The 18,978-nt window shown below is 70.9% G+C and carries 19 protein-coding genes and 1 pseudogene; 14 read left to right on the forward strand and 6 right to left on the reverse strand.

The window, feature by feature from the left end; translation table 11 throughout:
• Window positions 1–81 precede the first annotated feature (81 nt).
• Window positions 82–888 (reverse strand): IclR family transcriptional regulator, encoded by an 807-nt coding sequence (locus ACFY1L_RS11970; protein WP_388821953.1) that lies wholly within the window; start codon window positions 886–888, stop codon window positions 82–84.
• Between the two features lie 72 nt (window positions 889–960).
• On the opposite strand from ACFY1L_RS11970, the gene ACFY1L_RS11975 reads away from it, so the two are divergent.
• The 12 genes from ACFY1L_RS11975 (at window position 961) to ACFY1L_RS12030 (ending at window position 11,863) form a co-directional block, all read left to right on the forward strand.
• On the forward strand, window positions 961–1,932 hold the full coding sequence (locus ACFY1L_RS11975; protein ID WP_388821956.1) for a 5-dehydro-4-deoxyglucarate dehydratase: 972 nt from the start codon (window positions 961–963) through the stop codon (window positions 1,930–1,932).
• Window positions 1,929–3,218 (forward strand): glucarate dehydratase family protein, encoded by a 1,290-nt coding sequence (locus ACFY1L_RS11980; RefSeq protein ID WP_388821959.1) that lies wholly within the window; start codon window positions 1,929–1,931, stop codon window positions 3,216–3,218. The genes ACFY1L_RS11975 and ACFY1L_RS11980 overlap by 4 nt, the downstream gene beginning before the upstream one ends.
• A 67-nt stretch (window positions 3,219–3,285) precedes the next feature.
• Window positions 3,286–3,426, forward strand: coding sequence for a hypothetical protein (locus tag ACFY1L_RS11985; protein ID WP_388821962.1), 141 nt, complete (start codon window positions 3,286–3,288; stop codon window positions 3,424–3,426).
• A gap of 89 nt (window positions 3,427–3,515) precedes the next feature.
• Window positions 3,516–4,682, forward strand: coding sequence for a carbohydrate kinase family protein (locus ACFY1L_RS11990; RefSeq protein WP_388821965.1), 1,167 nt, complete (start codon window positions 3,516–3,518; stop codon window positions 4,680–4,682).
• A 156-nt stretch (window positions 4,683–4,838) separates the two neighbouring features.
• The gene (locus ACFY1L_RS11995; RefSeq protein WP_388821968.1) at window positions 4,839–5,912 is read left to right on the forward strand and encodes a PhoH family protein; all 1,074 of its coding nucleotides are present in this window, start codon (window positions 4,839–4,841) and stop codon (window positions 5,910–5,912) included.
• 14 nt (window positions 5,913–5,926) lie between these two features.
• Window positions 5,927–6,424 (forward strand): rRNA maturation RNase YbeY, encoded by a 498-nt coding sequence (gene ybeY / locus ACFY1L_RS12000; protein ID WP_388821971.1) that lies wholly within the window; start codon window positions 5,927–5,929, stop codon window positions 6,422–6,424.
• On the forward strand, window positions 6,421–7,722 hold the full coding sequence (locus tag ACFY1L_RS12005; protein ID WP_388821974.1) for a hemolysin family protein: 1,302 nt from the start codon (window positions 6,421–6,423) through the stop codon (window positions 7,720–7,722). Before ybeY ends, ACFY1L_RS12005 begins: the two co-directional genes overlap by 4 nt.
• A 79-nt stretch (window positions 7,723–7,801) precedes the next feature.
• On the forward strand, window positions 7,802–8,161 hold the full coding sequence (locus ACFY1L_RS12010) for an MmcQ/YjbR family DNA-binding protein (protein WP_388821977.1): 360 nt from the start codon (window positions 7,802–7,804) through the stop codon (window positions 8,159–8,161).
• Window positions 8,162–8,280: 119 nt separating this feature from the next.
• A complete protein-coding gene (locus tag ACFY1L_RS12015) occupies window positions 8,281–8,634 on the forward strand; it encodes a cytidine deaminase (protein ID WP_361267739.1) in 354 nt (117 codons plus the stop codon).
• 212 nt (window positions 8,635–8,846) lie between these two features.
• On the forward strand, window positions 8,847–9,323 hold the full coding sequence (locus tag ACFY1L_RS12020; protein ID WP_388821980.1) for a hypothetical protein: 477 nt from the start codon (window positions 8,847–8,849) through the stop codon (window positions 9,321–9,323).
• A 149-nt stretch (window positions 9,324–9,472) separates the two neighbouring features.
• The gene (locus ACFY1L_RS12025; RefSeq protein ID WP_388821983.1) at window positions 9,473–10,792 is read left to right on the forward strand and encodes a beta-xylosidase; all 1,320 of its coding nucleotides are present in this window, start codon (window positions 9,473–9,475) and stop codon (window positions 10,790–10,792) included.
• 54 nt (window positions 10,793–10,846) lie between these two features.
• A complete protein-coding gene (locus ACFY1L_RS12030; RefSeq protein WP_388821985.1) occupies window positions 10,847–11,863 on the forward strand; it encodes a WxL protein peptidoglycan domain-containing protein in 1,017 nt (338 codons plus the stop codon).
• Here ACFY1L_RS12030 and ACFY1L_RS12035 read toward each other — a convergent pair.
• Window positions 11,757–12,095 (reverse strand): P-II family nitrogen regulator, encoded by a 339-nt coding sequence (locus tag ACFY1L_RS12035; protein WP_388821988.1) that lies wholly within the window; start codon window positions 12,093–12,095, stop codon window positions 11,757–11,759. The genes ACFY1L_RS12030 and ACFY1L_RS12035 overlap by 107 nt on opposite strands.
• Window positions 12,092–13,401: pseudogene (locus tag ACFY1L_RS12040) on the reverse strand (ammonium transporter). Before ACFY1L_RS12040 ends, ACFY1L_RS12035 begins: the two are co-directional and overlap by 4 nt.
• Before the next feature lie 185 nt (window positions 13,402–13,586).
• Here ACFY1L_RS12040 and era point away from each other — a divergent pair.
• A complete protein-coding gene (era, locus tag ACFY1L_RS12045) occupies window positions 13,587–14,537 on the forward strand; it encodes a GTPase Era (RefSeq protein ID WP_388821991.1) in 951 nt (316 codons plus the stop codon).
• Here era and ACFY1L_RS12050 read toward each other — a convergent pair.
• Window positions 14,534–15,388 carry a helix-turn-helix transcriptional regulator gene (locus tag ACFY1L_RS12050; RefSeq protein WP_388821994.1) on the reverse strand — a complete coding sequence of 285 codons (855 nt, stop codon included), beginning with the start codon at window positions 15,386–15,388 and terminating at the stop codon, window positions 14,534–14,536. The two genes, era and ACFY1L_RS12050, sit on opposite strands and share 4 nt — an antisense overlap.
• 119 nt (window positions 15,389–15,507) lie before the next feature.
• On the opposite strand from ACFY1L_RS12050, the gene ACFY1L_RS12055 reads away from it, so the two are divergent.
• Window positions 15,508–16,362, forward strand: a complete 855-nt coding sequence (locus ACFY1L_RS12055; RefSeq protein WP_388821997.1) for an NAD-dependent epimerase/dehydratase family protein — start codon at window positions 15,508–15,510, stop codon at window positions 16,360–16,362.
• A gap of 4 nt (window positions 16,363–16,366) precedes the next feature.
• On the opposite strand, the gene ACFY1L_RS12060 is transcribed toward ACFY1L_RS12055, so the two are convergent.
• Both ACFY1L_RS12060 and ACFY1L_RS12065 read right to left on the reverse strand, forming a co-directional pair.
• A complete protein-coding gene (locus ACFY1L_RS12060; RefSeq protein WP_388821999.1) occupies window positions 16,367–17,626 on the reverse strand; it encodes an MFS transporter in 1,260 nt (419 codons plus the stop codon).
• Window positions 17,623–18,957, reverse strand: a complete 1,335-nt coding sequence (locus tag ACFY1L_RS12065) for a GH1 family beta-glucosidase (protein WP_388822002.1) — start codon at window positions 18,955–18,957, stop codon at window positions 17,623–17,625. Before ACFY1L_RS12065 ends, ACFY1L_RS12060 begins: the two co-directional genes overlap by 4 nt.
• Window positions 18,958–18,978: the final 21 nt, after the last annotated feature.

An 18,978-nucleotide genomic window follows, 5' to 3' on the forward strand; every position in this document is an offset into this window, starting at 1 on the left:
GACCGGGGGGTGTGATGTGGCGCACGTTGCGTTTGAGGTGGGAGAGGCCGGGTAGACGAGCGGCCTTTCAGGATGTTCGGGCTAGCGCCAGTGAGCCGCGCCGCCGGCCCCCGGAGCCGTCGCCTCGATCTTCGCCCTGATCTCCCGCATCACCGCCACGATCCGCTCCTCGTGCTCCGGCGTCAGCCGGGCCACCGGTACCGAGCAGCTGATCGCGTCCTGCGCCGGGGCGTCGTAGCGCAGGGCGAAGCCGAAACCGACGATGCCGAGGACGCCCTCCTCGCGGTCGACCGAGTAGCCGCGGACGCGGACCCGCGCGAGGTCGGCCGCGAGTGACTGCCTGCTGGTGTGCGTGTTGGGCGTGAGCGCCTCGTACGGCCCCTCGGGCAGCCGCTCGTCGGGCCGTTCCGCGAGCAGTGCCTTGCCCAGCGCGCCCACGTGCGCCGGCAGCCGTCGCCCCACCCGGCTGATCGTCCGCAGGTACTCGTGCGACTCCCGCGTCGCGAGGTACGCCACGTCCGGCCCGTCGAGCCGCCCCAGGTGGATGGTCTCGCCGAGCGCCTCCGACGCCTCGTCCAGATACGGCCGTACGACACGCACGCGCGGGTCGGAGTCCAGATAGCTCGTGCCGGTGAGCAGGGCGTGGATGCCGATGCCGTACAGCGAGCCGGTGATGTCCGTACGCACCCAGCCCCGGCCGATCAGGGTCTGCAGCAGCGCGTACATCGAACTGCGCGGCACACCCAGCTCGTCCGCCAGCTCCTGCAGCCGGGCCGGACGGTCGCCGCGCGCGGCGAGCAGTTCCAGCAGCTCGACCGTCCGCGCGGCCGACTTCACCTCGCGGACGCCCCCGGTCTCGCTCACGGCCCCGCCATCCGTCTCCGACATGAGCCGATCGTAATCGGGCACCCCCGACCCATTGACGCCCGATGTTCGCGTATCTAACCTCCATCTTCATGCATGGATGATGTCTACATAGGGAGATGGACGAGGGTGAGCCCCGATACGGACACGGTCCGGCGGTTGCGGGACGGCATGGTGGGCGGCGTGCTGTCGTTCCCGCTCACGAGCTTCCACGACGACGGCTCCCTCGACGTCGACGGCTTCCGCGCCCATGTCGCGGCGCAGGTCGCCACCGCCCCCGGCGCCGTCTTCCCCGCCTGCGGCACCGGCGAGTTCTTCTCGCTGGACGAGGACGAGTACCGGCAGGTCGTGACCGTCGCCGTGGAGGAGGCGAGCGGGCGCGTGCCCGTCGTCGCCGGCATCGGCTACGGCTGGGCGCAGGCCGTACGGTTCGCCCGCATCGCCGAGGAGGCCGGCGCCGACGCGCTCCTCGTCCTCCCGCACTATCTGGTCGCCGCCCCGCAGGACGGCCTGGTCGCCCAGCTGGAGCAGATCGCCGCCCGCACCCGGCTCCCGCTCATCGCCTACCAGCGCGGCCAAGTCGCCTTCACCGCAACCTCGTTGAGGCGCATCGCCGACATCCCGAACGTCATCGGCCTCAAGGACGGCCACAGCGACCTGGACCGCCTGCAGCGCCTCACCCTCGCCGCCCCCGAGGGCTTCCTCTTCTTCAACGGCGCCTCGACCGCCGAGATCCAGGCCCGCGCCTACGCCACCGTCGGCGTCCCCGCCTACTCCTCCGCCGTCCACGCCTTCGCGCCCGAGATCGCGAACGCCTTCTTCGGCGCCCTGCGCGACGGCGACGACAAGGCGGTGGAGCGGCTGCTGCGCGACTTCTACGTCCCGCTCGTCGAACTCCGCGACCGGGTACCGGGATACGCCGTGTCGCTGGTGAAGGCGGCGGCCCGGCTGCGCGGCCGCCCCGTCGGCCCCGTCCGCGCCCCGCTCACCGACCCGTCGGCCGCCGACCTGGCCGACCTCAAGACCCTCCTGACCGCCGGACTCGACCTCGTGGGAGCAGCGCTGTGAACCTCACGATCACCGATGTACGGCTGACGCCGATCCTGGTCGCCGACCCGCCGCTGCTCAACACGCAGGGCGTGCACCAGCCGTACACCCCACGGCTGATCGTCGAGGTGGTGACGGCCGACGGGATCACGGGTGTCGGCGAGACGTACGGCGACACCAAGTACCTGGAGCTCGCCCGCCCCTTCGCCGAGAAGCTCGTCGGCCGCCAAGTGTCCGACCTGAACGGCCTGTTCACCGTTGCCGACGAGGTCGCCGTCGACGACTCCCGGGTATCCGGCCAGGTCGACGTCGGCGGACTGCGCGGCGTCCAGACCGCAGACAAACTGCGGCTGTCCGTGGTCTCCGGCTTCGAGGTCGCCTGTCTCGACGCCCTCGGCAAGGCGCTCGGGCTGCCGGTGCACGCGCTGCTCGGCGGCAAGGTGCGGGACGCGGTGGAGTACAGCGCGTACCTGTTCTACAAGTGGGCCGACCACCCCGAAGGCGTGGCCTGCGAGAAGGACGACTGGGGCGCCGCCGTCGACCCGGCCGGGGTGGTGGAGCAGGCCCGGCTGTTCAAGGAGCGGTACGGGTTCACGTCGTTCAAGCTCAAGGGCGGTGTGTTCCCGCCGGACGAGGAGATCGCCGCGATCCTGGCCCTTGCCGAGGCCTTCCCCGGGCACCCGCTTCGTCTGGACCCCAACGGCGCCTGGTCCGTGGAGACTTCGCTGAAGGTGGCGAAGGAGCTCGGCGACGTCCTCGAGTACCTGGAGGACCCGGCGCTCGGCACGCCCGCGATGGCCGAGGTCGCCGCGCGGACCAGTGTGCCGCTGGCCACCAACATGTGCGTGACGACCTTCGCCGAGATCAAGGAGGCGTTCACGAAGGACGCCGTCCAGGTCGTCCTCTCCGACCACCACTACTGGGGCGGTCTGCGCAACACCCAGCAACTGGCCGCCATCTGCCGGACGTTCGGCGTCGGGGTCTCCATGCACTCCAACACCCACCTGGGGATCAGCCTGGCCGCGATGACCCACGTCGCGTCGACCGTCCCGGGCCTCCACCACGCCTGCGACTCCCACTACCCCTGGCAGTCGGAGGACGTCCTCACCGAACGCCTGACCTTCGAGTCCGGCAAGCTCACCGTCTCCGACGCACCGGGCCTCGGCATCGAACTCGACCACGACAAGCTGCAGTTCCTGCACCAGCGCTGGCTCGACGACGATGGTTCGCTGCGCGAGCGCGACGATGCGGCGGCGATGCGGGTTGCCGAGCCGGGGTGGGCGACGCCGACCGTGCCGCGCTGGTAGCGCCGGGTTTTCCTCGCCCCTACACCCACCCGCCGTCCAATCAGCGATCCGCAAGAAGCGGCGCCCGGTGCTCGTCGCGCTGCTGGTCCGCGGCGGCGGCCGCAACGACCGGATCCACACCGGCCGCGCCCACGCCCCGAAGGCCACGGCCCCCGAGGCGACCCCGGGCGCGGCCCGCATTACGCACCCGGGACCTGCGACGGCATGACGCGCAGGACGGCTGCGGCGTGAGCGCCGACGCGTTGTCGGTGGTGTGGTGCACACTGGCCAGATCCGCACCATGCCAGGGAGTGCACCGTGATCGCGCCCAACGCGTCCACCGGAAAGGGACCGTCGACCACCACAGAGGGAGCGGCCTGCCAGGCCCAGGTCGACCCCCTCGCCGCCCTGCGCACACCGGACGATCCCCCCTGGGACGTGTACCTGACCGGCCCCGTCTTCCTCGACATCATCTTCACCGGGCTCGACTCCGCCCCGGTGCGCGGGACCGAGTCCTGGGCGCGCGGGATGGGGTCGAGCCCCGGCGGCGTCGCCAACATGGCCACGGCCCTGGCCCGCCTCGGCCTGCGGACGTCCCTCGCGGCGGCCTTCGGCGACGACCACTACGGGGAGTACTGCTGGGACGCGCTGGAGCAGGGCGAGGGCATCGACCTCTCCACCTCGCGCACGGTCCCCGGCTGGCACTCCTCGGTCACGGTCTCGATGGCCTACGAGGGCGAGCGCACGATGGTCTCGCACGGCCACGAGCCGCCCCCGGAGGCCGCGTTCGTCCGGGCGGGCGCGCCGGGCGCCCCCGACAGCTCGCCCCGCGCGCGTGCCGCCATCGCCTCCCTCACGCCCGGCAAGCGCGCACCCTGGATCGCCGAGGCCGCCGGCCGCGGCACCCGCATCTTCGCCGACGTCGGCTGGGACGACACCGGTGCCTGGGACCTGGCGGGCCTGCCCGACCTCGAGCACTGCGAGGCGTTCCTGCCGAACGCGGAGGAGGCGATGCGGTACACGGGCGCCGCGACCCCGCGCGCCGCCGCTCACGCCCTCACCGAGCACGTACCGCTCGCGGTGGTCACCCTCGGTGCGGAGGGGGCGTACGCCGTCGACAGGCATACGGGAGAGACGGCCGAGGTCCCCGCCATCGCGGTGGAGGCCCTGGATCCGACCGGCGCGGGAGACGTGTTCGTCGCGGGGTTCGTCACCGGCACGCTGGCGGGCTGGCCGCTCGCGGACCGGCTGGCGTTCGGGGGGCTGACGGCCGCGCTGTCCGTCCAGGAGTTCGGTGGATCGCTGTCGGCGCCGGGCTGGTCGGAGATCGCGGGGTGGTGGCGGAAGGTGCAGTCGGTGCAGGAGCAGGATCCGGCGGCGCTTCGGCGGTACGCGTTCCTGGAGCGCCTGGTCCCGGAGGGGGAGGCGGCGAGACCGTGGCCGTTGCGGAGAGCTGTGCCGACGATCGGGTTCAGGTCGGCCTGAGGCCGGCTGCATCCGGCGACGGCATGTGAAACACAGGCCGCCGAAAAGCCCTACGGCGTTGTCAGTCCCCCGGCGTACGCTTGAAAACGTCAAGGCAGCCCAAGCGGCTGGCGTGTCGTGATCGAGGAGGACGAGCAAGGCCTACAGAGCCGGCCCATGACTCAGACACCCACAGCTCACACCCCCGCGCAGGGGCAGGCGAGAGCACAGTTCACCGTCCCCGCCCAGCACCCCATGGTGACCGTCCTGGGGTCCGGCGACTCCCTTCTGCGCGTGATCGAGAAGGCCTTCCCGGCGGCCGACATCCACGTCCGGGGAAACGAGATCAGCGCGGTCGGCGATGCCGCGGAAGTCGCCCTCGTCCAGCGCCTGTTCGACGAGATGATGCTGGTGCTCCGCACCGGACAGCCGATGACGGAGGACGCAGTGGAACGCTCGATCGCCATGCTCAGAGCGAGTGAGAACGGTGAGAGTGACGGCCAGGAGACCCCGGCCGAGGTCCTCACCCAGAACATCCTCTCCTCGCGCGGCCGCACGATCCGCCCCAAGACCCTCAACCAGAAGCGGTACGTCGACGCGATCGACAAGCACACGATCGTCTTCGGCATCGGCCCCGCCGGTACGGGCAAGACCTACCTCGCCATGGCCAAGGCGGTGCAGGCCCTGCAGTCCAAGCAGGTCAACCGCATCATCCTGACCCGGCCCGCGGTCGAGGCGGGCGAGCGGCTCGGCTTCCTGCCCGGCACGCTCTACGAGAAGATCGACCCGTACCTGCGCCCGCTGTACGACGCACTGCACGACATGCTGGACCCGGACTCGATCCCGAGGCTGATGGCGGCGGGCACGATCGAGGTCGCACCCCTCGCCTACATGCGAGGCCGCACCCTCAACGACGCCTTCATCATTCTCGACGAGGCCCAGAACACCTCGCCCGAGCAGATGAAGATGTTCCTCACCCGCCTGGGCTTCGACTCGAAGATAGTGATCACCGGTGACGTGACGCAGGTCGACCTGCCCAACGGCACCAAGTCGGGCCTGCGCCAGGTCCAGGAGATCCTCGAGGGCCTCGACGACGTCCACTTCTCGCGCCTCACGTCCCACGATGTCGTACGGCACAAGCTCGTCGGCCGTATCGTCGACGCGTACGAGAAGTACGACAGCAAGCACGGCACCGAGAACGGCACCCACAAGGGCGGCCGGGGCAGGCAGTCCGGGCACAAGGGGAAGTAGACAGACACCGCACCATGTCGATCGACGTCAACAACGAGTCCGGAACCGAGGTCGACGAGCAGGCGATCCTCGACATCGCCCGCTACGCACTCGCGCGGATGCGCATCCACCCGCTCTCCGAGCTCTCGGTGATCGTCGTGGACGCCGACGCCATGGAGCAGTTGCACATCCAGTGGATGGACCTGCCGGGACCCACGGATGTCATGTCCTTTCCGATGGACGAGCTGCGTCCGCCGTCGAAGGACGCCGAGGAGGCCCCGCAGGGTCTCCTCGGCGACATCGTGCTCTGCCCCGAGGTCGCCAAGAAGCAGGGTGAGGAAGCGCCCACGCAGCACTCCATGGACGAGGAGCTCCAGCTGCTCACCGTCCACGGCGTGCTGCACCTTCTCGGGTACGACCACGAGGAGCAGAGCGAGAAGGCCGAGATGTTCGGCCTGCAGGCAGCCATCGTGGACGGCTGGCGCGCGGAGAAGGGCCTGACCGGCCCATCCCCGGCCCCGACCGTCTCATGAGTCCGCAGATCGTCGCGGGCGCGATCGCGCTGGTCGTCGTCGCCTGGCTCGCCGCCTGCGCGGAGGCGGGCCTTGCGCGCGTCTCCAGCTTCCGCGCCGAGGAGGCCGTGCGCAGCGGCCGGCGCGGCAGCGCGAAGCTCGCGCAGATCGCCGCCGACCCGACCCGCTATCTCAACGTCGCCCTGCTGGTCCGCGTCGCCTGCGAGATGGCGGCCGCGGCGCTGGTGACGTACGCCTGTCTGCAGGAGTTCGCCGGCACCACCCGCGCCCTGCTGGTCGCGATCGGCGTGATGGTCCTGGTGTCGTACGTCGCCGTCGGGGTCTCCCCGCGCACCATCGGCCGTCAGCATCCGCTGAACACGGCGACTGCGGCGGCGTACGTCCTCGTGCCCCTGGCCAGGATCATGGGCCCGATCCCCAACCTCCTGATCCTGATCGGTAACGCGCTCACCCCCGGCAAGGGCTTCCGCCGCGGCCCCTTCGCCTCCGAGGCGGAGCTGCGGGCGCTGGTCGACCTGGCGGAGGCGGAGTCGCTGATCGAGGACGAGGAGCGCCGCATGGTGCACTCGGTCTTCGAGCTGGGCGACACCCTCGTACGGGAGGTCATGGTCCCGCGAACCGACCTCGTCGTCATCGAGCGCTACAAGACGATCCGCCAGGCGTTGACGCTCGCGCTCCGCTCGGGCTTCTCCCGCATCCCGGTCACCGGCGAGAGCGAGGACGACATCGTCGGGATCGTGTACCTGAAGGACCTGGCGCGCAAGACGCACATCAGCCGCGACGCCGAGTCCGAACTCGTCTCGACGGCCATGCGCCCGGCGGCCTTCGTCCCCGACACCAAGAACGCCGGCGACCTGCTGCGTGAGATGCAGCAGGACCGCAACCACGTCGCCGTCGTCATCGACGAGTACGGCGGCACGGCCGGCATCGTCACCATCGAGGACATCCTCGAGGAGATCGTCGGCGAGATCACCGACGAGTACGACCGCGAACTGCCGCCCGTGGAGGATCTGGAGGACGACCGCTACCGCGTCACCGCCCGCCTCGACATCACCGACCTCGGCGAGCTGTACGGCCTCGACGAGTACGACGACGAGGACGTGGAAACGGTCGGCGGCCTGCTCGCGAAGGCTCTGGGCCGCGTGCCCATCGCGGGCGCCTCGAGCGTGGTCGAACTCCCCGACGGCCGCGAACTCCGCCTGACCGCCGAGGCCGCCGCCGGCCGCCGGAACAAGATCGTCACGGTGCTGGTGGAGCCGGTGGGATCGGCCGAGTCCAAGGAGGAGCAGGACGAGTGACGGACGCCGACGGGGGACCGGTCACCCGCATGATCGAGTGCGCCCACGCCCGCCCGGAGACCGGTGAGGAGACCGCCGTATGACCCCTCAGGAACTGCGTGCCTTATGCCTGTCCTTCAACGCGGCCGTGGAGGACTTCCCCTTCGCACCCGAGATCTCGGTCTTCAAGGTGTTGGGCAAGATGTTCGCTCTCTCCTGGCTCGACAACCGCCCCCTCACGGTCAACCTCAAGTGCGATCCCGAGGACGCGGTCCGGCTGCGTGCCGACCACTCGGGCCTGATCATCCCCGGCTACCACATGAACAAGCGGCACTGGAACACCGTCACGGTCGACGGTGAGCTCCCGGACCGGCTGGTCCGGGAGCTCGTCGAGGACTCGTACGACCTGGTCGTCGCCGGGCTACCGCGCGCCGAGCGCCTCAGGCTCGACCGACCCTGAGCGCGCGCCCGTCCCGACGACGGGGGTTTCCGGACACCGCCGGCCGAACTCACCGAGGCGCCGCGGGGCGATGTACCCCGTGGCCGGATAGCGGCCCCACCGGTACGTATGCTCGGCTCATGACCGACAGCAGTGCGCTTGATCCCGAGGACCGCAAGATCGTCACCCTGGCCCGTTCCGCGCGGGCCCGCAACGGCGTGCCCGAGGGTGCGGCCGTACGGGACGACACCGGCCGTACGTATGTCGCCGGCACCGTCGAGCTGCCGTCGCTGAAGCTGAGCGCGCTGCAGACCGCGGTGGCCATGGCGGTGGCGTCCGGGGCGAAGTCCCTGGAGGCGGCGGCCGTGGTGACGGAGGCCGAGTCGGCGTCCGACCAGGACCGAGCTGCGGTGGCGGACCTGGGCGGGGCCCGGACGCCGGTGCTGGTCGCAGGGCCCGACGGCACGGTTCGGAGCACCGTGACCGCAGGCTGAAAACCGGCCGCTTCAGACTCGTCCGGAATTCGTCCTTGCCGTTTCTCCATCCCACGCGCATCAATGGAACCGGTAGTTCCGACGGACCGTCAGATTCGCCCTGCCACCCCCCACGCGGCGTACCGCACCACGCCGCCTGTCGGCCCGGTCGGACCTCTCCCATCCATCCCCACATGGCAGTTCCCAGCTTCGGGAAGGGAGCCGGATCCCCAATGAGAGCCAAACGAACAGGTACGGGTGCGGCAATGGCGGTGGGGGCCCTCGCGGCCGTCTCGCTCGCGTTCGCGCCCAGCGCCCTCGCCGTCACCCCCGACACGGCGACGATCAACGCCGACTGCGGAAGCTTCGGCAGCGGCGCGGCCACGCTCACGGCCACCCAGGACGGCACGGCGGCCACCATCACCGTCACGTCGTCCGTCACGGCGCCGATCGCCCTGTCGCAGGACTCGATCTCCTCCACGCTCACCCTCGTGAACAACACGACCGGTGGCACCAGCGTCTTCAGCGGGACGAAGAACCCCGCGATCGCCGCCGGTGACCCCGTCACCGTCGGTCCCCTCGACGGCACCGTCGCCTCCGGCGACAGCCTTGAGGCCTACGGCGGCTCGCTGCAGCTGACCGTCCTCGGGATCACCGTCACCTGCACGGCGACCGGACTGCAGTCGCCCGGACCGTTCGTCTTCGACTGAGCCGCGGCACGAACTCGCCTGTGTGGACCGTCAGTTCGCGAACCTGTGAAACTGACGGTCCATCAGTTCAGTTGCGGCGTCTCCATTGACTTCTCACGCAATCCACACATCAATGCCCCCAGTGCGCGCAGTAGAGAGGGGGCACACCCATGGTTCCGACAACCCGAAGACGCCGCTGGGCGTCGCTGCTCGGGGCGGCCGCGCTCGCGGTCACCGCGGGTGGCGCGCTGGCCTGTCCGGCCGGCGCCGCGTCCACGAACGTGGACTTCGCCACGCACTGCATCCCGCCCGCGGTCGCGGGCATCCCGCCGATCGACGGCACGACCACCGCCAATGTCTCGGTGGACAACACCAGTCCGAAGGTCGGCGACACGGTCACCGTGACCTACACGGTGGTCAAGCCCGCCGCCAGCAATCCCACCGCCATCGCCCTGCCGGCCGACATCATGACGCCCACCGGCAAGGTCACGCTCGGCGGTGCGCAGACCGGTGACGTCACGGTCGCCGGTCCCAAGAAGAACGATCCGGTGCCGGGCAACGGCGCCTTCCCGTCGTTCTCCATGACCGGCACCTTCAAGGTCACCGCGGCCGGCTCGATCAAGCTCTCGCCCGGCGACTACAACATCCACACCAGCTACATCCTCGAGCTGGACACCCCCTGCACGGTGACCAACCCGCCCGCCCCGGTCTCCGAGACGATCACCGCGACGGACGCCACCCCGGTCAACAACCGTGCCATCTCGCTGGGTTCGGCCTCCGGGAACGCCGGTGACAGCGTCACCGTCAACGGCAGCAACTTCACGGCGGGCGCGACCGTCACCCTCGCCGGACGCTCCGGGGGCACCCAGACCGCGGACACGGCGACCGTCACCGCCGGCACCGACGGCTCCTTCAGCGGCTCACTCGTCGTCAACGACAAGACGACGACGGGTGTGGTGGCGTACGAGGGGAGTGCGTGGAGCGCCGACAAGGGCGCCGGGCCCGCGGCCTACGTCGTCAACGACAACACCCCCGTTCCCGACGGCAGTCAGAAGCTGACGACGACCGTGAAGGCGGGCACGCTGTCGATGTCCCAGGCCGGGGACTCCGTGGCCCTGTCGGCGGTCGACTTCGGCCGGGGCGGGGCCTCGGCCGGCGCCCTGAACGCCGTCACCGTCAAGGACTTCCGCGGCGGACCCGCGGGCTGGTCCCTGACCGGCAAGGTCACCGACTTCACCGGTCCCGGCGCCAAGATCGATGCGGGGAAGCTGAGTTGGACCCCTGCCTGTGCCACCAAGGCGGGCAGTCCGAGCACCTGTCAGGCGGGTTCGGCGGGCACGGTGGGCAGTTCGGGCGCGACCCTGGCGTCCACGCCCAACGGCACGCTGACCGGCGGCGAGTTCACCGCCGATGCCCAACTCTCCCTGGACGTACCGGCGTTCACGCCCCCGGGCGCGTACTCCGGCGTCCTGACCCTCACGCTCAGCTGACCGTACGGGCGTCCGCACCCGCCCGTCCATCCGTACCCGTGGGGGTCCGCACCCATGAGAAAGCTCTACGTCCTCCTCCTGGGCCTGCTCCTCGCGAGCCTGGCCGTACCCACGCCCGCTCAGGCCGCCGACAACGGCAGTTGGTCCGTCTACCCCGTCTCCTCCAAGGTCGCCGCCCGCCCGTACTTCTACCTCTCCGCCGATCCCGGGACGACCATCGAGGACAAGGTGGTCGTCGCCAACAAGACCGGGAAGCCGCTGACCTTCCGGCTGTACGCGGCCGACGCGTACAACACCCCGCGGGACGGCGGTTTCGCCGTGAAGACCGTGAAGGAGAAGCAGCGGGGCGTGGGTGCCTGGGCCAAGCCCGCCAAGTCCCGCGTGACCGTCCCGCCGCACGGCAAGGTCACCGTCCCCTTCACGCTGGACGTGCCCCAGGGCGCCGAACCCGGCGACCACCCGGGCGCTGTGGTGGCCCTCGACGAACGGATCGACCAGGGGAACGGCTCACTCGCACTCGGCGTCCAGCGCGCCGTCGCCGCCCGCGTCTACCTCCGCGTCGGCGGCCCGACCCTCCCCGCGATCGCCGTCGAGAACGTCCACGTCGTCCACCACCAGCCGCTCGTCCCCGGCCTCGGCGACAGCACGGCGACGATCTCCTACACCCTGCACAACACCGGAAACGTCACCCTGAACCCGAAGGTGGAGCTGCGCGCGGAGGGCCTCTTCGGCCGTACGCTCCTGTCCCGCGACCTCTCCCGCATCCCCTCCGAGCTGCTGCCCGGCCAGCGCGTCCACCTCACCGAGCCGTGGCGCGGCGCACCCCAACTCGACTGGGGCGACGTCACGTTGACGGCCAGCGCGACGGACACGCGGAACTCGCAGAGCGCGTCGTTCTTCGCGCTGCCGTGGCTGGCGGCGCTGGTGCTCCTGGCGGTGGCGGTCGTAGGAGTGGTCCTCGTGGTCAGAGCGCGTCGGGCCCGCGCTCTCCCGTCCGTACCCGTACGACCGTCTCGACCGGCACGGCCCACACCTTCCCGTCCCCGATCTTCCCCGTCTGTGCGGCCTTGACGATCGCGTCGATCACGGCGTCCGAGTCCGCGTCCTCGACGACGACCTCTATGCGGACCTTGGGGACGAGGTCGACCTGGTACTCGGCGCCGCGGTACACCTCGGTGTGGCCGCGCTGCCGGCCGTACCCGCTGGCCTCGGTCACGGTCAGACCGTGCACGCCGAGTTCCTGGAGGGCGGTCTTCACCTCGTCGAGGCGGTAGGGCTTGACGATCGCGGTGATGAGCTTCATGCCTGGCTCTGGACCTTCTGCGCGGGGGAGAGGACGGAGGACGAGACCGGGGCGCCGTGGCCCAGGACGCCGTGATCGTATGCGGTCTCGGCGTGCACCGTAAGGTCCAGGCCGGTGTGCTCCTGCTCCTCGCCGGCGCGCAGGCCCATCGCCTTGTCGATCAGCTTGCCGATGCCGTACGTCACGAGGAAGGCATACGCCGCCACGACGACCACGGCCACGGCCTGCTTGCCGAGCTGGGCGAGCCCGCCGCCGTAGAGGAGGCCCTCGGCGGAGCCGGTCATCGCCTTCTGTGCGAAGACTCCGATGAGCAGGGTGCCGATGATGCCGCCGACCAGGTGGACGCCGACGACGTCGAGCGAGTCGTCGTAATTGAGCTTGAACTTCCAGCTCACGGCGTACGAGCAGACGACACCGGCGGCGAGGCCGACGACCAGGGCGCCGAGGAGGGAGACCGAGCCGCAGGACGGCGTGATCGCGACCAGGCCCGCGACCGCGCCGGACGCGGCGCCCAGGGTGGTGGGGTGGCCGTCGCGCTTCTGCTCGACGAAGAGCCAGCCGAGCAGGCCGGTGCAGCCGGCGGCGAGGGTGTTGAGGAAGGCGGCCGCGGCGAGGCCGTTGGCGCCGAGGGCGGACCCGGCGTTGAAGCCGAACCAGCCGAACCACAGCAGGCCCGCGCCCAGCATCACCATGGGCAGGTTGTGCGGGCGCATCGCGTCCTTCTTGAAGCCGAGCCGCGGGCCGACGACCAGGCACAACGCCAGTCCCGAGGCGCCGGAGGTGATCTCGACGGGGAGGCCGCCGGCGAAGTCGAGGGCGCCGAGGCGGTTCGCGATCCAGCCGCCGGGGCCCCAGCCCAGTGGGTGACGGGAACGTATACGAGCAGCGCCCAGACGGGGACGAAGACCAGCCAGGCGCCGAACTTCACGCGGTCCGCGATCGCGCCGCTGATGAGGGCGGCGGTGATGATCGCGAAGGTGAGCTGGAAGGTGGCGAAGAGGAGGGTGGGGACGGTGCCCTGCACGCTGTCGGGCCCGAGGCCCGCCATCCCGGCGTGCTTCAGCCCGCCGACGAGCCCGCCGCCGATGTCGTCGCCGAAGGCGAGCGAGTAGCCCGCGGCCAGCCACACCACCGTGACCAGGGCGATCGACACGAAGCTCATCATCAGCATGTTGAGGACGCTCTTCGTGCGGACCATGCCGCCGTAGAAGAGGGCCAGGCCCGGGGTCATCAACAGGACGAGGGCGGTGGCGGCGAGCAGCCAGGCGGTGTCACCTGTGTCTACGTGCGCTGCGGCGAGGGTCACGGTCGTCTCCAACCAGGTGGGGGCTCGTCAGAGGCTCACCGTCACGCGTTTCCGGATGTGCACGTGCGTGTTTCCGTGATGTTTCGTTGCGTGGAGGTTTCCTGAATCTCACAGGGTGGACGGCGATCGCTCGGTGATCGCTCGGTTGTACGGCGGGGCTCTTTGGATCAGGGAGAATGGGCGGCATGAGCGTTCGCAGTCAGTCATCCGAGCCGTCCGAGGCACCCCACCGCGCCGGCTTCGCCTGCTTCGTGGGCCGCCCCAACGCGGGCAAGTCCACCCTCACGAACGCTCTGGTCGGGCAGAAGGTGGCGATCACCGCGAACCAGCCGCAGACGACGCGGCACACGGTACGGGGGATCGTGCACCGGGAGGACGCCCAGCTGATCCTGGTCGACACCCCTGGGCTGCACAAGCCGCGCACGCTGCTGGGGGAGCGGCTCAACGACGTCGTGCGCACCACCTGGGCCGAGGTCGACGTGATCGGGTTCTGTCTGCCCGCGAACGAGAAGCTCGGTCCCGGTGACCGCTTCATCGCGAAGGAGCTGGCGTCGATCAAGAAGACGCCGAAGATCGCGATCGTCACCAAGACCGACCTCGTGGACGGCAAGACGCTCGCCGAGCAGCTCATCGCGATCGACCAGCTCGGCAAGGAGCTCGGCTTCGAGTGGGCGGAGATCGTGCCGGTGTCGGCGGTCGGCGACAAGCAGGTGGACCTGCTGGCCGACCTGATCGTCCCGCTCCTCCCGGAGGGGCCCGCCCTCTATCCCGAGGGCGATCTCACCGACGAGCCCGAGCAGGTCATGATCGCGGAACTGATCCGGGAGGCCGCGCTCGAGGGCGTCCGTGACGAGCTCCCGCACTCCATCGCGGTCGTCGTCGAGGAGATGCTCCCCCGCGAGGACCGCCCCGCCGACAAGCCCCTCCTCGACATCCACGCCTTCGTCTACATCGAGCGCCCCAGCCAGAAGGGCATCATCATCGGCCCCAAGGGCAAGCGCCTGAAGGAGGTCGGCATCAAGTCACGGAAGCAGATCGAGGCACTGCTCGGGACCCCCGTGTTCCTCGACCTCCACGTCAAGGTCGCCAAGGACTGGCAGCGGGATCCCCGGCAGTTGCGGAAGCTGGGGTTCTAAGGGGTCGCTCCCTGCGGGGACATGTCCTGCAGGCCCACCACCCGCAGCAGCTGCAGGCGTTCGTGCGACTCCGTCCCCGGGCGGGCCGTGTGGATGATGAGGGAGTGGTGGTCGTCCTGGTTCAGGAGGATCTCGCAGTCCAGCTCCAGGAGGCCCACCAGAGGGTGCCGGAAGCGTTTCGTCGACCGGCGGCGCACCGCCACCTCGTGCTCGGCCCACAGTCGCTCGAACTCCTCGCTCCCCGCCCGTAGTTCGGCCACCAGCGCGGCCGGTTCCGGGTCGTCGGGACGCGCGGCCGCCACCGCCCGCAGGTTGGCCACATGGGCCCGCGCGTGCTCCGCCACGTCCTCCGGCGGGAACAGGTCCCGTGCCGCCGGGTCCAGGAAGAAGCGGCGCAGCATGTTGCGGTCCCGGGGCGGGCGGGCGAACGCGTCCCCGCTCAGCGCCCGGGACATCGCGTTCTGGGCCAGCACCTCACCGCAGTCGCTCACCACCGACGCCGGGGTGTCGTGCAGCCGGTCCAGGACCAGGAGCAGGCCCGGGCGTACGTGATCGGACACGGTCCCGTGGCGCGGCGGCTCCTCGCCCACCAGGTGGAACAGGTGGTCCCGTTCGTCGTCCGTCAGCCGCAGCGCGCGGGCCAGTGCCGTGAGCATCTGGCGGGACGGGCGCGGGCCCCGGGACTGTTCCAGCCGGGTGTAGTAGTCGACCGACATGCCGGCCAGCTGCGCCACCTCCTCGCGGCGCAGGCCCGGGGTGCGGCGCCGGGCACCCGGCGCCAGCCCCACGTCGGACGGGTCCAGGCGGGCACGGCCACGGCGCAGGAAGTCGGCGAGTTCGGCTCGGTTCACCCCTCCAGCGTGCGGGAGGCCGTCCGGCTTATCCAGGGACTGTCGATCCCCCGATCGGGAGGTCTCTCCCGCTCCCCGCGCCGCCGACCAAAGCTGGTCGGCAACGAGAGGAGCAGAACATGCTGACATTGGTGACCGGTACCACGGGACAGGTCGGACGGCGCTTCGTGCCGAGGCTGCTGGCCCAGCGGCAACCCGGCGAGGAGGTACGGGTGCTGGTGCGCGACGCGGCGCGCGGAGAACCGTTCGCCGAGCTGGGCGCCCAGGTCGTCGTCGGCGACCTGCGCGACGTCGAGGCACTCGGCAAGGCGGTGGCCGGGGCGGACGCCGTCATCAACATCGCGGCGGCCTTCCGCGGGGTGCCGGACGAGGAGGCCCGGGCCGTCAACCGGGACGCGGCCGTCGAACTGGGCCGTGCCGCGCTCGCCTCCGGTGTACGGCGCTTCGTGCAGGTCAGCACGGGCCTGGTGTACGGCGTCGGACGGGGCCGCCCGGTGACCGAGGAGGACGAGAGCCGGCCCGGCGGCGCGATGTGGGGCGCCTACCCCGAGTCGAAGGCCGCGGCCGAGCGGGAGCTGCTCGCGATGGACGGCATGGACGTACGTGTCGGCCGGCTCCCCTTCGTCTACGGCGAGGGCGATCCGCACCTCGCGCAGTCGCTGATGTGGGCCAGGAACTGGGCGGCCACCCAGCGGCTGCACATGGGCCATCACGTGGACGTCGCCCAGGGCCTGCTGCGCATCCTGCACGCACCGGGGATCGCCGGCCGGATCTACAACATCGCCGACGACGCCCCCGTCACGGCGGTCGAACTGCACCAGCTCAACGGGGCGGAGGTCCCCGCCGAACTCCAGGACCGCACCGATCCCGACCCGTGGCTCGTGATCATGTCCACCGAGCGCATCCGCCGCGAGCTGGGCTACCGGCCGCTCTATCCGTCGGTCTACGCGGCCCGGGACGCAGGCGCGCTGTGATGAGCTAGTCGACCCCCCTGATCCGCCCCACCAGCACCGCCCCCGCCAACCCGATCACGGCGGCCACCACGTACAGCACCCGGTAGCCGCCCAGATACGTCACGATCGGTGCGGCGAGGGCGGGCGCCGCCACCTGGGGCAGGGCGTTGGCCACGTTGATCACGCCCAGGTCCTTGCCGCGGTCCAGGGCCTTCGGCAGTACGTCCGTCATCAGCGCGAAGTCCACCGACGTGAACACCCCGAAGCCGATCCCGAGCACCGCCGCCGCGACGATCGCCCCGGGCCACGTCTGCCACGCCGCGAGGCCCGCCGTCGCCACCGCCATCAGCACGCCCGACCAGACCACGAACGGCTTCCTGCGGCCCACCCGGTCCGACCACACCCCGCCCACGACGACCGTCGCGAGCAGTGTCAGCGCGTTCACCGCGGTCAGGATCAGCACGCCCTCGTCGGGGTCGTCGTAGTGCAGGCGATCGCGCAGGTAGTACAGCAGGTACAGCAGCACCAGCGCGTTGCTGAGGTTGATCAGGAAGCGGGTCAGCCAGGCCCAGCCCAGGTCCGGATACCTTCGCGGGCTCAGCCAGAACCCGGCGAGGAAGCCGCGCCACGCCCACACCGGCCGGTCCGCGTCGGTCAGTCGCAGGTCCGGATACCGCAGGACGTACGGCAGCACCCCGACCACCGTGAACACCGCGCACGCCGCATACCCGGCCCCGATGCCCCCCGCCGCCGTCGCGAGCCCGGTCCCGCCGACCACTCCGAGGATCTGCGCGGCCCCCAACCAGCCGCCCACCGAGCCCCGTTGGAGCCGCGGCACCCGGTCCGGCACCGCCGCCGTCACGGCCGCGAAGGCCGCGTTCAGCGTCAGCTGGACCAGGCACCAGCCCGCGGCCATCGTCCACACCCCGCCCGCGCCCGCGAGCAGCAGCAGCGAGAACGCGCCGCCCGCCGCCCCGACCACGATCCACGGTGTACGGCGGCCCCAGCGCGAGGTCGTCCGGTCCGACAGCGCGCCGAAGAGCGGGTTCGCGACCAGGGACACCGCCGCGCCGATCCCCGTCACCCACGCCAGCATCGTCTCCTTGGACATGCCGGAGCCGGGCGCGAAGTCCTTCGCCTGCGAGGCCAGCAGGATCTGCAGCGGGCCGAACCAGCCCACCCAGATGGCCCCGTTGGCAAGCGACAGGGAGGCCGTCCAGCCGCGGCCGACCCGTTCGGCCGGCTCCGCGAGCGCCTCCGACGAAGCCCTCGAAGGGGCCGTCATCTCTGCGCCCGCAGCACGTCCCGGAACCAGCCGTACGAGGCCTTCGGCGTGCGCTTCTGCGTCTCGTAGTCGACGTGCACCAGCCCGAACCGGCGCTCGTACCCCTCCGCCCACTCGAAGTTGTCCAGCAGCGACCACACGAAGTACCCGCGCACGTCCACGCCCGCCTCCGACGCCCGGTGCAGGGCCCGGAGATGCCCGTCCAGGTAGGCGATCCGCTCCTGGTCGTCGAGACCCTCGTACGAGCAGCCGTTCTCGGTGATGACGACGGGCGGGAGCTTGTCGCCGTAGCGGTCGCGGAAGCCGGTGAGCAGTTCGGTCAGGCCTTCCGGGACCACGGGCCAGCCGAAGTCCGTCACCGGCACGCCCTCGATCTGCCTTACGGAGAAGGGGAGTTCGGCCGGGATCGTCAGGCCGCCGAACTCGATGTCCGCGCCCTGAGGCGCGCCCACCCGGGTCGGTGCGTAGTAGTTGACGCCGTACCAGTCGATCGGTTCGGCGATGACCTTCAGGTCCGCCTCGACGTCGCCCGGCATCAGGTCGCCGATCCCCTCCGGGTATTGGCCCAGCAGGAGCGGGTCGGCGAACAGGCGGTTGAGCAGCAGGTCGTAGAAGCCGGCCGCCTCGACGTCCGGTGTCTCCTCGGACGCCGGCCAGGTCGGGCCGTGCGAGTTGGCGATGCCGATGTCCGTGGCGCCGGCCGCGCGCAGGGCCCGTACCGCCAGGCCGTGCGCGAGAAGCTGGTGGTGGGCGACCGGGAGCGCGTCGAACATCAGCTGTTTGCCGGGCGCGTGCGCACCCAGTGCGTGCCCCAACAGCGTATGTTCCGCAGGCTCGTTGAGGGTGATCCATTTCTGCACCCGGTCGCCCAGCCGCTCGGCGACCACCGAAACGTACTCCGCGAAGCGGGATGCCGTGTCCCGCTCCAGCCAGTCCAGGGAGATTGGCAGGTCCCAGTGGAAGAGGGTCGGGACCGGGCGCACGCCCGCCGCGCACAACTCGTCGACGAGACGGTCGTAGAAGTCCAGGCCGCCCTCGGAGCGGACGCGCGGCCAGGAGATCGAGAAGCGGTACGCGTCCACGCCCAGGCCGGCGAGGAGGGCCACGTCCTCGCGGTAGCGGTGGTAGTGGTCGCAGGCCACCGCCGCGGTCGAGCCGTCCTTCACCCGCCCCGGCTCGGCGGTGAAGGCGTCCCACACGGACGGCTCGCGCTCCTCGACCGCGCCCTCGATCTGGTGGGCCGAGGTGGACACGCCCCACAGGAATCCGGCCGGGAACTGCGGAATCGGGTTCGCTGCCTGCAGCGGATCAGTCGCCATGCGCCGGATCATCCTTACCCGCGGTAACGGAAG

Source organism: Streptomyces sp. NPDC001663 (genome assembly GCF_042893105.1).
Lineage (GTDB): Bacteria > Actinomycetota > Actinomycetes > Streptomycetales > Streptomycetaceae > Streptomyces.